Consider the following 14,928-nt stretch of genomic DNA (forward strand, 5'->3'; position numbering starts at 1 on the left):
TCATCCTGATTGTGCCACCTCAAGACCCGGCTGCCTATGACCTCCACCCCTGTTCGTCCCCGTTCCATCCTGATCACCGGCTGCTCCAGCGGCATCGGGCTGTGTGTGGCACAGGGCTTGCAACAGCGTGGCTGGCGGGTATTTGCCACTGCACGCAAGCCGGAAGACGTGATCAGCCTGCAGGAGCGCGGGCTGGAAGCACTGTTTCTGGATGTCACCGACGAGGAAAGCATCGACACCGCGCTGGCGGTGGTGCTGGGGCGCACCGGTGGCACGCTGGATGCCCTCTTCAACAACGCGGGCTATGGGCAACCCGGTGCGGTCGAAGACCTGACCCGCGATGCCCTGCTGGAACAATTCGATACCAATGTGTTTGGCGCGCAGATGGTGACCAACCGGGTACTGCCGATCATGCGTCAGCAAGGGCATGGCCGCATCCTCTACAACAGCTCCATCCTCGGCTTCGCCGCCATGCCGCTGCGGGGCGCCTACAATGCCAGCAAGTTCGCCATGGAAGGTCTGGTGGATACGCTGCGGCTGGAGCTGCACGGCAGCAACATCCATCCGGTATTGATCGAGCCGGGCCCGATCAGCAGCCGCTTCCGCCCCAATGCCTATCTGGCCTACCAGCGCCACATTGCCGGTCGACCGAGCGTCTATCAGAACATCTACAACGGGCTGGAGGCTCGCTTGCGGCAGGAAGGGCCGGTAACCGGCTTCACCTTGGGGCCGGAGGCGGTATTGGCAGCAGTGCTCAAGGCGCTGAACAGCAGGCGGCCCGCCCCGCGTTACCGCGTCACCTTCCCGACCAAGCTGTTTGCCGTACTCAAACGCATACTGCCTACCCGCTGGCTGGACTGGGCCGCCCGCAAGGCCGGGACCTGACTCAGCCTGGCAACGCCTCATGTGGTCGTGACGCCGAGGCCAGACCACTTTCCTGCAGCAGGCTGAGGGTGTAAGGGTGTGTTGCCGCCCCCTCCGCCAGCTGTGTTGCGGACAGTGTCTCGACAATCATGCCGCCTTGCATCACCGCAACTTGGTCACACAAATGCGCCACAACGGCCAGATCATGGCTGACAAACAGGTAGGTCGTCTGCAGCGCTGCACGCAGCTCCATCAGCAGGTTGAGGATTTCGGCCTGAACGGAGGCATCCAGTGCAGAGGTGGGCTCATCCAGCAGCAGAACGGCAGGCTGCAGGGCAATGGCACGGGCTATCGCCACCCGTTGCCGTTGCCCGCCAGACAGTTGGTGTGGATAACGGAAACGGAAACGGGCATCCAACCCAACCTGCTGCAACGCCTCAACAATCCGCTGTTCGATACGGTCAAAGCCCTGCACCCGCAAAGGCTCCCCAATCACCCGGTCGATGGTATGGCGGGGGTGCAGCGAGCCATAAGGGTCTTGAAACACCATCTGCAACAGCTTGGGATAATGAGCGGGCGGGCGGCTGCCATTGCGCCGTTCCACCGCCATCACCTGCAGGCGCCCCTGCCAGTGCGCATCCAGTCCGGCCAGTACCCGCAGGATGGAAGACTTGCCGCAACCGGAGCCCCCGATCAGGCCGAATGCCCCCCCTCGTGGAATGGCAAATGACACCTGATTGACCGCGGTAAACGGCTGACCACCGCGCTGGTATTGCACCGTCAGCGCATCACACACCAATGCATTATCACTCATGCGCTCATCGCCTCTGGCAGTTGGCTACGATCCAGCACCGGCAACAGTTGCCCGCGCCGAGCCGCAGAGGGCTGGCAAGCCAGCAAGCCACGGGTGTAGGGATGCCGGGCCTGATGCAGCTGGCTCGCCACACACTCTTCCACAATTTGCCCGCGATACATGATCAGCACCCGGTCGCAATACCGGGCCACCATGCCCAGATCGTGGCTGATCAGCAGCAAGCCCATGCCGCGACGGCGAATCTCGGCATCCATCACGTCCAGCACTTGGGATCGCACCATGGCATCCAGCGCCGAGGTAGGTTCATCCGCGATCAGCAAGGTGGGGGACGCCATCAGCATGGCGGCAATCATCACCCGTTGTCCCAGCCCACCAGATAGCTGATGTGGATAGCAATCCGCCACCCGCTCCGGGTCCTGCACCCCCACCGATTGCAGCAGCGACAAGACTTGCATGCGCGCTTGAGAGCGGGTCAGGGCGCCGTGGAGCAAGCCCGCTTCTGCAATCTGCACACCGACTTTCTGCACCGGGTTCAGCGCATGCTTGGGGTCTTGCATTACCATGCTGATCTGGCGGCCACGCCATGCCCGCCATGCCTTGGGGCTCAGGCTCAGCAGATCGGTGCCGTCCAGCGTCAGGCGATTTGCGCTCACCAGTCCTGGCGAGGGGACCAAGCCCATGAGCGCCTTGGCTGTCATCGACTTGCCCGAGCCGGACTTGCCCACGATCCCCAGCCGTTCCGTGCCCAGCTGGAACGACACCCCATTTACCACCGACTGCCAGCCAGTGCGGGAGGGGTAACGGATATGCAGATTCTCAACCAGTAATTCAGGCATGTTTCGGGTCCAGTACGTCACGCAGCCCGTCGCCGAGCAGGTTGAAAGCCAGACTGCCCAGCAGGATGGCCATGCCGGGTACGGCGGCCACCCACCACTGGTCAAACAGGTAATTACGGCCCGCCGCGACCATGGCCCCCCATTCGGACATGGGCGGTTGTGCCCCCAGCCCGAGGAAGCCCAGGCCCGCCGCCGTCAGGATGATGCCCGCCATGTCCAGTGTCACCCGGATCACGGTGGAGGGAATACACAAAGGCAAGACATGACCAAACAGAATGGATCGGGATGGAATACCCGCCACCTTCGCGGCCTGGATAAACTCTGCCTTGCGGATCAGCTGAGCTTCCGTGCGGGCAATGCGGGCATAGGGTGGCCAGGCGGTGATGGCGATGGCCAGCACGGCATTGACAATGCCCGGCCCCAGAATGGCCACAAAGGCGAGTGCCAGCACCAGCCGGGGAAACGCCATGAAAATATCGGTCACCCGCATCAGCACGGCACTGACCCAGCCGCCAAAATACCCGGCAACTATGCCGATGGCGAGGCCAAACGGAGCCGACAGCACGGCCACCAGCAGCACGATCAACAAGGTGGGGCGCGTACCGTACAGCAAGCGTGCCCACAGGTCGCGCCCCAGCTGGTCCGTTCCCAGCCAATGCTCGGCACTGGGTGCCAGCAGGCGGGCGTGGCTGTCCGGCACGTTAGGGTCATAACCCGCCAGCCAGGGCGCTGCCACGGCAGCTACCAGGATCAATAACAGCATCAGGCCACCAAACAGCATGGCCGGATTACGGAGCATGCGGCGGCCAGCGCGCCACCAGCGGCCCAGCCGGGCCTGCATGGCGGACTGGGGCGTATCGGTCTCTAGCCAGGTCAGTGTCGTCATCGTGTCCTCGGGTCCAGCATGCGACTCAGGGTATCGGTCAGGCTGTTCAACAGCACAAAGCAGATGCCGATCAGCAAGGTGCCACCCAGTACGGCAGACATGTCTGCCGAAAACAGGGCATTGGTGATGTAAAGGCCTATGCCAGGCCAGGAGAACACGGACTCCGTGAGCACGGCCCCTTCCAGCAACACGGCATAGGACAGCGCGGACACCGTCAGCAATGGTCCTCGCAGATTGGGCAGCACATGCCGCCACAGGATGTGCCATTCACTGGCCCCCTTCACCCGCGCCAGCGTGACATACTCCTTGGAGAGCTCTTCCAGTACGTAGGCACGGGTCATGCGCGCGATATAGGCCAGTGAAAAATAAGCCAGCAGGCTGGCAGGCAGTACCAGGTGGGACAAGGCATTGCCAAAGGCAGACATGTCACCACTGCGCAGGGTGTCAATCAGCGCAAAGTGGCTCCAGCTTTCGATGGTGTACTGATAGACATCGTCCAGCCGCCCCGGACCGGATACCCAGCCCAGCTTGGCGTAAAACACCAGTAAGGCCACCAGCCCCAGCCAGAAAACCGGCACCGAATACCCCAGCAGGGAAACCGCCCGGATCAGTTGATCCTGCCAGCGGTTATGCCGACAGGCCGCCCAGATACCCAGCGGGATGCCCAGCAGCACCCCCAGCAGGATGGCAATTGTGGATAACTCCAGCGTGGCCGGGAAATAGCGCAGCAGATCATCCATCACGGGCTGGCCGGTACTGGTGGACGTCCCCAGCTCCCCGCTGACCACCGACTTCAGATAGCGGGCAAACTGCACCGGCAAGGACTGGTCCAGCCCCATTTCGCGCCGCACCGCCTCATAGGTTTCCTTGCTGGCCTTGTCGCCCACCACCTTCAGTACCGGATCAATGGGCGCCACCCGGGCAATCAGGAAGGTAACCAGCAGCAGACCCAGCAGGGTCAGCCCGATGCTGAGCCCTCCCTGCCCTGTCCGCATGATCAGGCGTGCCAGCTTGCTGCGCTCGCGCATCATTGGCTCTCCTGCTTGTGCACGCTTACTGTTTCACCACTTTGTCATACAGCACAAAGTCCGGCGTCAGCCCATTGATGTAACCTTTGACGTTGCTGCGCAGCGCCACCTGGCTCTGTTCCTGGAACATCACCACAATCGGCGAGCTTTGCTGCACATCCCGCTGCAAGTCCTGGTAGGCGGTGGCGCGCGCTGTCGGGTCTTTTTCCTTCAGCGCCGTCATGGTCTTGCTGGAGAGCTGCGGTACCGCCCAGGCATTGCGCCAGGTGGTGGTACTCTGGTAGTTGCCATCACTGTTGTCGACATTGTAGGCAAAGGCCTTGGCATTGGCGTGCGGATCAAAGAAGTCCGGCCCCCAGTACAGCATGATGGCCTCGTGCTTGCGGGCCCGGTAGCGGGTAATGACCTGGCTGCCGGTACCGCTCAGCAGATTGAGCTTCACCCCACCCTTGGCCATGGAGGCCTGCAGCGATTGCGCCATGTCCATGAAGCGCGGTGCGTTGATCACATCCATGTCAAAACTGAGGTCCTTCACACCGGCTTTGCTCAGGATGGCCTTGGCTTTTTCCGGATCATACTTGAAGGGTGTTTCTTTCAGCGCGCCGGGGAAACCTTCCGGCAAGAAAGCCTGATGCACTTTCATCTGACCTTTCAGCAGGCGGTTGGCAATGCCGTCATAGTCCACCAGATAGCGCATGGCTTCCCATACCGCCGGGTTACGCAACTTCTCCTGCTTCTGGTTGAAACTGATGAAGTGGACGGCGGCCTGCGGATAGGTTTCCACACGGATGTCAGCGCGGGCTTTCATGGCCGTCAGCTGGTCCGGTCCCAGATCGCGGGCGATGTCTGCATCACCGGATTCCAGCAGCAGGCGCTGGGTGGCGGGCTCCACCACGTTCTTGATCAGCACCATACGGGTAGCCGGTGCACCCACCGGGGTGGTGGTATTGGCTTCCAGCACCACCACTTCCTTGGGCTTGTACAGCTTGAGCTTGTAGGGGCCGCTGCCTGCCGAATTCTGATTCAGCCAGGCGTTACCCAGATCGGCGCCTTTCTGGTGCTGCGTCACCAGTTTTTCATCCAGAATCGAGCCTGGGCGAGCCGCCAGCAGGTTCAACACAAATGCGGCGCCGAAGTCACCGCTCCAGCTGATCGTCACGCTGTCATTGCCGGTCTTGCGCACCATCTGGCCGATGTTGTCCGGCGTCCAGCCCAGCTGGGCCAGAATGAATGCCGGAGCCTTGTTCAGCTTCACTACCCGCATGAACGAGAACAGCACATCTTCCGGCCGCACATCATTGCCCGAGGCGAAGTGTGCAGACGGCTTCAGCTGAAAGGTGATGGACTTGCCATCTGCTGCAACCGTCCAGCTATCCGCTAGCCCGGGCACCACCTTGTTGGGGTTCTTCACGTCATACTGGATCAGGTTCTGGTACACATTGCTGACCACCTCGGCACTGCTGAACTCAAAGGCTTCCGCCGGGTCCAGCCCGACGATGTCTTCAATATTCTTGGCGACGACCAGCGTATCCTTGGGCGTTGCCGCATGCGCAGCACCCAGCAGGGTCAGGGTAAAAAGTGTTACCATGGTTGTTTGACGCATCATGTTCCCCCTTGGTGTGGTTCAGAAAAGTACCGTGTGGCCCTCAGCCAGGCAGCCTGTTATGGGTGGGCGGTATTGAAATGGGCAAACGCCTGTCGGACCTCAGACTGTAAAGCGGCACAACGCGCCACAGTATCGTCCTGGTACTGACCGGGTGCATCCAGCAGGTTGATGGTACCCAGCAGCTCACCTTGCTCATTGGAGACCGGGTAGTTGATCACGCAACCCAGCCCCATCTGCACCAACTTGTCATGGTCCGGGAAGTAGGGTTTGAAATCGGCGGCTTGCCGCGCCAGAAAAGGCTGGCGCTGAATCAGCACCTGCTCGGTCCAGGCATCCGGCAGAATCGGCTTGCGGCCGGTGACCGGGTATGTCGCCGGGTCAGTGGTGTAAATCCGCTCGACCTCCTGCGTGCCTGGCACCACCCGGGTGATGGTGAACAAACGGAACCCCACCTGATCCTGCAGCAGTTGCCCCAATGCGTTAAAAACCAGCTCCTTGCTCATAGGCCTCCCTGTTGAATGTGCGATGGTTTGGTATGGGCGCTCGCACTACGCTTGCAGCAACGGGCAATCCGTGACAGCGGTACCCAGCACCAGGCACCGCTGCTCGTAAGCCCGCAGATAGTCCTTCTCTTCCGCGGTCAGCAGGTCAAGATCAATCAGCTCCCAGTCATAGCCCACGAAGGTCATGTTCTCGAACCGCACCTGCCCAGACTGTTCATCCGGCTGGATGATTACGATATTCTCGATGCGGACCCCGCCTTGACCCGCCAGGTAAATCCCCGGCTCGATCGAAATGACCGCATGCGGTACCACACCATAGCGAGAGCCCGGCATGAAGCGGACGCCATTCTCATGCACATGGATACCGATGCCATGCCCGGTCCCGTGAGAATAGTCATGCCCGTATTGCTGGCAGACGGCACGCACCATCTGATCGACATCATGTCCCGTGGCGCTGGCTGGCACGGTTGCCAGCAAGCCCCGAATGCAGGCCTTGAGCGCAACGGTATAGATCTCACGTTGCCACGGCTGGGCCTGGGTGGTCGGGTCGGTTTTTCGCAGCACAACCCGCGTGCAGTCCGTCGCCAGCCCATCTTCGTAATACGCACCGCTATCGAGCAGTACCAATGCGCCTTCCTGCAAAGGACGGGTCTTGCTGGCCTTGGTGTAGTGTGCCAGCGCGCTCATGGCATCACTTGCAGCAATCGTGGTGAAGGTCAGCGCCACGGCACCTTCTGCGCGATACTCATCGTTGATCTGGCGCGACAGGTCATACTCACTGTGCGCCACACCCGCAACACCCCACTTGGCCCAACGCATGGTGCGGGCAATGGCGCGCGAGCTGCGCAGGTAAGCGCGACGGAATGTTTCTTGCTCTTCCGGGGTTTTGGCCACGCGCAGGTTTTCAACCACGTTGAACGTGTCGACCAGGGTCACTGTTGGCCAGATCTGTTTAGCCCACTGTGGCAGGGCACTGTTAACCGTGTCAGCACTGAAGCACACCTGCGAGATGACTTCGTGCGCCAGGGTGCGTCGCAGGGCTGGCACATCGTTGCGAATGACTTGCAAATCCGGCACCTCAGGGAGGTTGACCGGGCTATCGGCACACTCTTGCGGCATGAACAGGACCACCCGTCCAGGCAACACAAACAAGTACCCCAGTTGTGATGAGGCATTCGGGATGTGATAGCCGCGACTGTTCAGTACATAGCTGATGTCTGCTGCGGCCCCCGTCATGAATGCTGCGCCAGCAGGCAGGCGTGTCCGCAGGGCCTGCAGATTGTCCACTACACTGCGGCCCGTAATCGCCTCGCTGACCGGGAATACCGGCCGGTCTACCGACCATCCCGGCAGCTGGACGGCGAGGTCAATCTCACCTTCCTGCAAAGGCAGCCACTGCAGTTGCTCGGCGCCTTGTACCGCCAGCATGCCCTGGCGCTGCGCCTCACTGACGCGGAAGCTGTCAAATCCTACCCGCCGTACTGTCTCGCCACGCGCTGCCAGCCAGAGCGCCATGCTGTGCCACAGGCTGACACCCACCGGTAGTTTTTCCAGATGTACCTGCTGTGGCACCGTTTGCTGCTCGGCTTGCAGATGGTAGCGGCCATCCACAAACAGCACATACTGACCACTCAGGCCCAAGGCTTGGGCGACATCCTGCCGCACAAAGATGCCCTCCCCGGTCGAGCCATCAAACCCGGAAACCGCATAGCGCGGACTATTGTGCTTGGGGGTGTATTCGGTCAGGAAACGATCCTGGGCATTGACCAGCATCGCATGCAAGTCCAGCTGGCGCATCAGCTGCTCAAGTGCAAGCTGGTTCTGTGCCACATCCGGGCTATAGGCGGGCAGACTGGAAAAGTGGTAGGGCAGACGATCTGGCATGCATTTCTCTTTATTAAAAGTAAAAATTACACACAGATTTTCATAAAACTAAAATTTATGCAAGCATCAGGGCGATCATCGCCGCGCCATAGCCTAAACACTTCAGTATCGGGTGTTTGACTCAGCGGTCTACCACAGCCTCAGCCCCTGCCAGAATGCGCTGGGCACGTTCCACCACCGGCAGCTCGACCAACTGGCCATCCAGCAGAACACAGGCACCGTCCGACGCCGCAAACGCTGCGACAATCTGCCGTGCACGCTGCACCTCGGCCTCAGTAGGCGCAAAAGCACGGTGCACGCAAGCCACCTGATTTGGATGAATGCACAGTTTGCCCTGGAAGCCCAGCCCATGTGCCCGCCGGGCGGATGCTTCCATGCCCGCCTCATCCCCCACCTGCATCCAGACGGTGTCGATCGGTGCTTCCAGCCCCGCCGCACGTGACACCAGCGCCATGCGTGAACGATAAGGCAGCAACTCCAGCTCTTCGGGGGTCCACTGCAGCGATAAATCCAGCGTCAGATCTCCCGCGCCAAAGGCAAGGCGACGTACACGACAGCTGGCTTGCGCGATCTCTTCCAGTGCCATCAGGCCGGTTGCCGTTTCCACCAGCGGCATCACCTCCAGCCCCCCCACCGGCAGCCCACGCTCACGCTCCAGTTGCTGCAAGGTCCAATCCAGCGTTTTCAGTTCCTGCCCACTCTCGATCTTGGGCAGCATCACCCCATCCAGCCCCGGCCTGATCACCGCCTGCAAATCCGCCCAGGCATGGGGGCTTGCCATGCTGTTGATGCGCGCAAACAATCGCCCCGATCTAGGCAGCTGCAGGCTCTCAACTATCCGCGACCGTGCCACCGGCTTGTCTTCCGGCGTGCAGGCATCCTCCAGATCCAGCACCACCACATCCGCGTCCAGTGTCAGTGCTTTTTCCACGCGCCTGGCGTGGTGCCCGGGTGCAAACAGCCAGGACCGTACCGCTCTGCTCATGCCCTTACTCCACCTGCCCGGTTTCTGGCTGGGCTTGCCACTGCGTTTGCTCAGACCTGCGCTGTTGCAGGTAGAGGCGGCCAAACACAGCAGCAATCAGCAGCAGAACACCGGTAATCAATAAAAAGGTATCCCGGAATGCCAATGCATGACTTTGCTGTGCCAGCGCATGGGCAACGAGATGCTGTACTTGTAGCGACGCCGCATGCGCATCGTGGCGGAAATGGACCCAGCTTGACAATAAGGCCAGCCCGATCGCCCCGCCCAGACTGCGGGACACATTGAACAGGATGCCGGCCATCGGCGCATCGGTCGGGTCCTGGATGGAGGTGGTGACCGCCACACACAGGGGAGCCAGCAACAGGGAATGACCGATACCACGAATGACTTGGGCCACCATCAGCCAGCCCGGTACAAACTGCCAGGTAGCCCAAGCCCACATCAGACTGTGAACCGCCACCAGCAGGGCGCCCGCCACAATCACCAGATACAGGGGGAAGCGCTGCATGATCTTGCCCGAAAACAGCAGCACCACCATCTGCGTGAGGCCGGTCACCAGCACTACTTCGCTGATCTGGGCCGGACTGTAATGATGCACGCTGGCCAGAAAGTAGGGCACCAGAAAATAGAAGGCGAAGATACTGCCACAGCTCACCAGCGTGCCGATGCAGGCGATGCGCAGGGCGCGGTCTTCGAGCAGCGACAGTTTGATCAGCGGATAGCGGGTGCGCAGCTGGTGATGCCAGAATCCGGCCAGACTCACCAGCACCAGCGCCGCTGACAGCCAGAGCATCGCGGTGGCACCACCCTGCCCGGCCTCCCTTTGCCCCAGCATGTACTGCAAGGCCCCCATGCCAATGGTGACCAGCATCACGCCTCGCAGATCCAGCGGCCGCTCCTCTTGCTGTGGCCGGGGCAGGCGGCGCAAACCGGGCCATAGCATGCACAGGGCCAGTACCCCGATCGGCAGATTGATATAGAACAGCGACTGCCAGCCCAGCGTACCGACCAGCCAGCCACCCAGCGCCGGGCCTGCCGTTGGGGCCAACGCCACCGTCGCCCCGAACAGCCCGATCGCACGCGGGTGATCCTGTACCGGCAAACAGCGGATGATCAGGGTATAGGCAAACGGAGAGAGTGCGCCGCTGGCAATGCCTTGCAGGGCGCGAAACAGCAGCATGCTGGGCAAATCCCAGGCATGGGCGCATAACAGGGAGCTGAGCAGAAACAGACCAATGAAGGTGAGCGCATAGCGCGGATAGCCCAGCCGGTTGGTCAGCCACGCCGTGAGCGGCAGGGTCAGGCTCTCGGCCATCAGGTAGACCGAAGACAGCCAGGAACCTGCAGACAGCGGGGCATTCAAGGCGCGCTGGATGGGCTCAATCGCGGCGTTGGTGATCTGGATGTCCATGATGGACATCAGTACCGCAATGAAGCTGCCCATCACACTTAACCACGCCATACCCTTACCCCCTGATCAGCCTCCCGCTCGAGGCGATAAAACCCGCGACGGCTTAATCCAGCCGCTGCAAGACGTGCGCCGTGGCCAGCAAATCCAGCCAGGCATGGCCAATGGAGCTGAACACCGTGCGCTGCGCTTGCAGCGTCTGCGCCGGAATCGTCAGCAGTGCCTCAAGCGGATGCGCCTGTTGATGCACCTCGCCCGCCTCGGCGATCGCCATCGGTACATCCTCAGTCAACACCAGCGCTGACTGCAGCACAGACCACGGCAGCTCTCGGCTCTGCTCGTTATGCCCGCCCATGCAGTTGATGTGAACATGCGGCTGCAAGCGGGCAAACTCGCCGAGCGGGGATTCCGCACTGGTGGCTGTCGCCACCACATCTGCCCCGGCGATGGCCTGTTCCAGATCGGTTTCCACCTGCAAGATCAGCGGCTTTGGCGTGTGCTGCCGGATGGCAGCCACAAACGCGGCCGCGGCCTCCGGGCGGCGGGCGTAGACCCGGATCGTCTGGATGGGCCGCACCGCCGTGACCGCCAGATACTGCTGCCAGGCTTGCACGCCGGTACCACAGATCGTCAGCGTATGGGCATCCGCTATGGCACACTGGTCGGTCACCATCGCAGCGACTGCAGCACATTTGATGCGGGTAAGCGCAGCGCCATCCAGCAAGGCCAGTGGACGGCCATGACGGGCCGACATGGCCACCACGCAGGCATGCACCGTGGGCAAGCTGTCGCCCGCAGCCCGCGGAAAAATACTGCCGACCTTGTTGATATACAGCCCGCAGTCCACGCTGGCTGCCGGCATGGATACATAGATGGCTTCCGGATCCTGCTGGAACAGTACTTCGCGCGGAGGCAGCAGCGCCCGTTCGCGCCCGCCCTGGCGGAGAAAGTCTTTCATCTCGGCAGCCAGCTGCACGATATCAGCACGCTGCAGCACGGTCTGCTCATCGACCCATTTCATGCCATGCATGCACTGGACTCCTTGCTGGCCGCAGCCTTTGCAGACGCCTGCTGCAGAAAGCCCCCCACGCGGGAGATCGCCTCACGGCCTGCCGTCAGCATCGGATAGTACAGGTGCCAGACGTGTACCATGGCGGGCCAGACCTCGAACGTGACCTCCACACCACACTGGTGCGCCTTTTCCGCTAGCATCTCGGCATCACTGTAGAGGATTTCCAGTTCGCCGACCTGCACCAGCATGGGCGGCAGCCCGGTCAAATCACCCAGTATCGGTGAGGCCGTCACCTGAGTGGGGTCTTGCAGGCCCAGATACTGCTCCCGCACCAGCTCCACCACCTTACGCTCCACCATCGGGTCCAGATGGGCCCGGGTCTGGTAGCTCTCACCCCGCAGCAGCAAATCCACCCACGGCGACAGGCAAGCAACCGCCCCCGGCAGCGGCAACTGACGTTGCTTCAGCACCAGCAGCAGGGCCACCACCAGGCCGCCCCCGGCAGAATCCCCCACCAATGAGACTGCAGACGGTGCATAACCTTGGTCCAGCACGGCACAGTAAGCCGCCAGCGCATCCTCCACCGCAGCCGGGTGCGGGTGTTCCGGTGCCAGGCGATAATGCAGCTGCACACCGATGCAATCTGCGGCACGCGCCAGCTCAGCCGCCATACCAGCATGGCTATCCAGCGAGCCGTAGACATACCCCCCGCCGTGCAGAAACAGCATGATCCGTGACGGGTCATGCGAAGGCGGGTACAGCCAGCGCGCAGGCACCCCGGCCAGGACGCCATCCTCAGCGCGGATATCATCTGGCACCGGCGGCCCCATCTGGTCATACAGCACGCGGGCGGGCGCAATGTCATCCGGCCAGGGGTGAGCATCCAGATCGTCAAACACATCCTGCAGTTCGCGCGCGCGCTGGGCAGCAGGCATCGCTGCGTCCATCCAGGCAGCCGGGTCGGTCATCACCAAAGGCGGGCGCATCATGCCGCCTTGCTGACGGTGGCGCGCAAATCCGCTTCGTCCAGCGGGAATTTCTGGTCTGCCATGCGCTTGAAGCGCAAAAATGCTTCATCCAGCTCCCGGTCCGAGCTGAACTCGAAACCAAGCTGACGCATATACTCCCGATAACCATTGCGTCCCGAGTGCTTGCTCAGCACCAGCATGTGCGGGGCATTGGTCCAGCCCACATCGGCTGCGGTCATGATCTGGTAGGTACTCGGGTTCTTCAGCATGCCATCCTGATGAATGCCGGACTGATGCGAGAAGGCGTTACGTCCGACGATGGCCTTGTTCGGCTGCACCTGGAAGCCGGTAATACCCGACACCAGCTGCGAAGCTGGTACCAGATACTGCGGCTGGATACGGGTTTGCAAGCCGAAATGGTTTTGCCGGGTCCGCAAGGCCATGACGATTTCTTCCAGCGCCGCATTGCCCGCCCGCTCACCAATGCCATTGATGGTGCATTCCACCTGACGCGCACCGGCCTTGATGGCAGACAGTGAATTGGCCACCGCCATGCCGAGGTCGTTGTGGCAGTGGGCGGAGAGCACCACCTTATCGGCACCCGGCACATGATTGAGCAGGTGGCTGATCAGGTTGCCGTATTCCTGTGGCAACGCATAGCCGACCGTATCCGGCAGGCTGACGGTGCTGGCCCCTGCTGCAATCACCGCTTCGACAAAGCGGCAAAGGAAATCCAGGTCTGAGCGACTGGCATCTTCGCAGGAGAATTCCACGTTATCCGAGTAACGGCGGGCGCGCTTGACCGCCAGCACCCCTTGCTCGAGCACCTGCTCTGGCGCCATGCGCAATTTGTGCTGCATGTGGATCGGTGAAGTGGAGAGAACGATATGGATACGACTCATCGCGGCGCCCCCTACCGCCTCGGCGGTCAGGTCGATATCCCGTTCCACCGCACGGCTCAGGCTGCAGATGGTGCTGTCCTTCACCGCGCGCCCCACGGCCTGGATGGCGGCAAAATCGCCCTCACTGGCTGCAGCAAACCCGGCCTCGATCACGTCCACCCCCAGCTTTTCCAGCATGAGGGCAATTTCGACTTTTTCGTTCAGACTCATGCTGACGCCGGGGCTTTGCTCGCCGTCCCGCATGGTGGTATCCAGAATGATGACTTGATTGCTGCTCACGGGTGTCTCCTCTTGATGGAACACCGGCCACCCTCCTCCCGGCAAGGAGGAGCATGCCGTTTGCAAACGCGCCGGCCGATCGGGCTCAACGCTGATAGAGGCTCAGCATGCGCTTGGCCTTGGCAATAAACGGCGGTGCAATCACTTCACCGTCCTTGATCACAAAACCAGTGGTAGAGCTCATGTAGGCCTCGATGCAGGACTGATACTTGCTGACCATCTCCGGTGAGACGGCAAAGACCCGATTGATCCCGGCCAGCTGGTCCGGATGAATGGCGGCTTTCCCGGTAAAACCATAGCCTTTGGCGGTCACACACTCGGCCTCGAACTTCTCCATGTCCTTGATCTCAAATGAATTGGTATCAATGGCTTGCAGGTTATGGCGGGCGGCGGCTACGCAGAGGCGAGCACGGGCGTAGTCAATAAAGGCGGCATTCGGGCTGTACATTTCCGACACCAAGTCGGCCTGGCCAAAGCACAGTGCATCGCTGACACTGGCAATGCCATCAGCGTTATCCACCGCCTCCACCGTCTCGATGAACGTGCACAGCCTAGGCGTGCAAGACAGGCCGGAGAGCAAGGCACGGTAAATCTTCACCTCGTTCGGGTGGTTCACCTTTGGCAGAAAAATGGTCTGCAGGTCGTGCTTGCCTGCCGCGTACAGGGCCTTCAGCAGCTGCAGATCGGCCAGACCATCATGGCTGGCGATGGTGTTGATACGCAGCCCCAGCTTGATGCCGCGGGAGCGGATCGGTGAAAAATCAAAGTTCTGGATCTTGTGCCGAGCATCCTGCTTGGCTTGAACATGGGTGGAGTCTTCGAGATCGACCACCACCATGTCGGTCGAGAGACTGTCCAGGTGCGCCACAACGGAATCCACCCGCAGCGCTGGGGTATACAGGTAGCTGACATCCATCTGAAACCTCCTTCAACAACACCACCAAATTGCCGGG

14 protein-coding genes are annotated in these 14,928 nt (G+C 61.3%); 1 reads left to right on the forward strand and 13 read right to left on the reverse strand.

Going from position 1 to position 14,928, the window contains the following annotated elements:
* Positions 1-36: 36 nt before the first annotated feature.
* Complete coding sequence (locus tag HF682_RS12325) at positions 37-885, forward strand: SDR family NAD(P)-dependent oxidoreductase (protein WP_168877570.1); 849 nt, start codon at positions 37-39, stop codon at positions 883-885.
* Between the two features lies 1 nt (position 886).
* Here HF682_RS12325 and HF682_RS12330 read toward each other — a convergent pair whose 3' ends face one another.
* The 13 genes from HF682_RS12330 to HF682_RS12390 form a co-directional block, all read right to left on the reverse strand.
* Entirely contained in the window at positions 887-1,678 is a 792-nt protein-coding gene (locus HF682_RS12330; RefSeq protein ID WP_168877571.1) for an ABC transporter ATP-binding protein, read from the reverse strand.
* On the reverse strand, positions 1,675-2,514 hold the full coding sequence (locus HF682_RS12335; protein WP_168877572.1) for an ABC transporter ATP-binding protein: 840 nt from the start codon (positions 2,512-2,514) through the stop codon (positions 1,675-1,677). Before HF682_RS12335 ends, HF682_RS12330 begins: the two co-directional genes overlap by 4 nt.
* Positions 2,507-3,400: an ABC transporter permease gene (locus HF682_RS12340; RefSeq protein ID WP_168877573.1), complete on the reverse strand. Its 894-nt coding sequence runs from the start codon at positions 3,398-3,400 to the stop codon at positions 2,507-2,509. Before HF682_RS12340 ends, HF682_RS12335 begins: the two co-directional genes overlap by 8 nt.
* On the reverse strand, positions 3,397-4,431 hold the full coding sequence (locus HF682_RS12345; protein ID WP_205882046.1) for an ABC transporter permease: 1,035 nt from the start codon (positions 4,429-4,431) through the stop codon (positions 3,397-3,399). The genes HF682_RS12340 and HF682_RS12345 overlap by 4 nt, the downstream gene beginning before the upstream one ends.
* 22 nt (positions 4,432-4,453) lie before the next feature.
* A complete protein-coding gene (locus HF682_RS12350; protein WP_205882047.1) occupies positions 4,454-6,016 on the reverse strand; it encodes an ABC transporter substrate-binding protein in 1,563 nt (520 codons plus the stop codon).
* Positions 6,017-6,090: 74 nt separating this feature from the next.
* Positions 6,091-6,537, reverse strand: coding sequence for a GAF domain-containing protein (locus tag HF682_RS12355; RefSeq protein WP_168877575.1), 447 nt, complete (start codon positions 6,535-6,537; stop codon positions 6,091-6,093).
* Between the two features lie 45 nt (positions 6,538-6,582).
* Positions 6,583-8,421 (reverse strand): M24 family metallopeptidase, encoded by a 1,839-nt coding sequence (locus HF682_RS12360; RefSeq protein ID WP_168877576.1) that lies wholly within the window; start codon positions 8,419-8,421, stop codon positions 6,583-6,585.
* Between the two features lie 121 nt (positions 8,422-8,542).
* Positions 8,543-9,406, reverse strand: coding sequence for an HpcH/HpaI aldolase/citrate lyase family protein (locus HF682_RS12365; RefSeq protein WP_168877577.1), 864 nt, complete (start codon positions 9,404-9,406; stop codon positions 8,543-8,545).
* A gap of 4 nt (positions 9,407-9,410) precedes the next feature.
* Positions 9,411-10,868 carry a DHA2 family efflux MFS transporter permease subunit gene (locus HF682_RS12370; RefSeq protein ID WP_168877578.1) on the reverse strand — a complete coding sequence of 486 codons (1,458 nt, stop codon included), beginning with the start codon at positions 10,866-10,868 and terminating at the stop codon, positions 9,411-9,413.
* A gap of 52 nt (positions 10,869-10,920) precedes the next feature.
* Positions 10,921-11,844 (reverse strand): ornithine cyclodeaminase family protein, encoded by a 924-nt coding sequence (locus HF682_RS12375; protein ID WP_168877579.1) that lies wholly within the window; start codon positions 11,842-11,844, stop codon positions 10,921-10,923.
* The gene (locus tag HF682_RS12380) at positions 11,832-12,815 is read right to left on the reverse strand and encodes an alpha/beta hydrolase (protein WP_168877580.1); all 984 of its coding nucleotides are present in this window, start codon (positions 12,813-12,815) and stop codon (positions 11,832-11,834) included. Before HF682_RS12380 ends, HF682_RS12375 begins: the two co-directional genes overlap by 13 nt.
* Positions 12,812-13,975 (reverse strand): 2-isopropylmalate synthase, encoded by a 1,164-nt coding sequence (locus tag HF682_RS12385; protein ID WP_168877581.1) that lies wholly within the window; start codon positions 13,973-13,975, stop codon positions 12,812-12,814. The genes HF682_RS12380 and HF682_RS12385 overlap by 4 nt, the downstream gene beginning before the upstream one ends.
* A gap of 85 nt (positions 13,976-14,060) precedes the next feature.
* Positions 14,061-14,891, reverse strand: coding sequence for an HpcH/HpaI aldolase/citrate lyase family protein (locus HF682_RS12390; protein ID WP_168877582.1), 831 nt, complete (start codon positions 14,889-14,891; stop codon positions 14,061-14,063).
* Positions 14,892-14,928 lie beyond the last annotated feature (37 nt).

The sequence above is a fragment of the Leeia aquatica genome, assembly GCF_012641365.1.
GTDB classification, from domain to species: Bacteria; Pseudomonadota; Gammaproteobacteria; order Burkholderiales; family Leeiaceae; genus Leeia; species Leeia aquatica.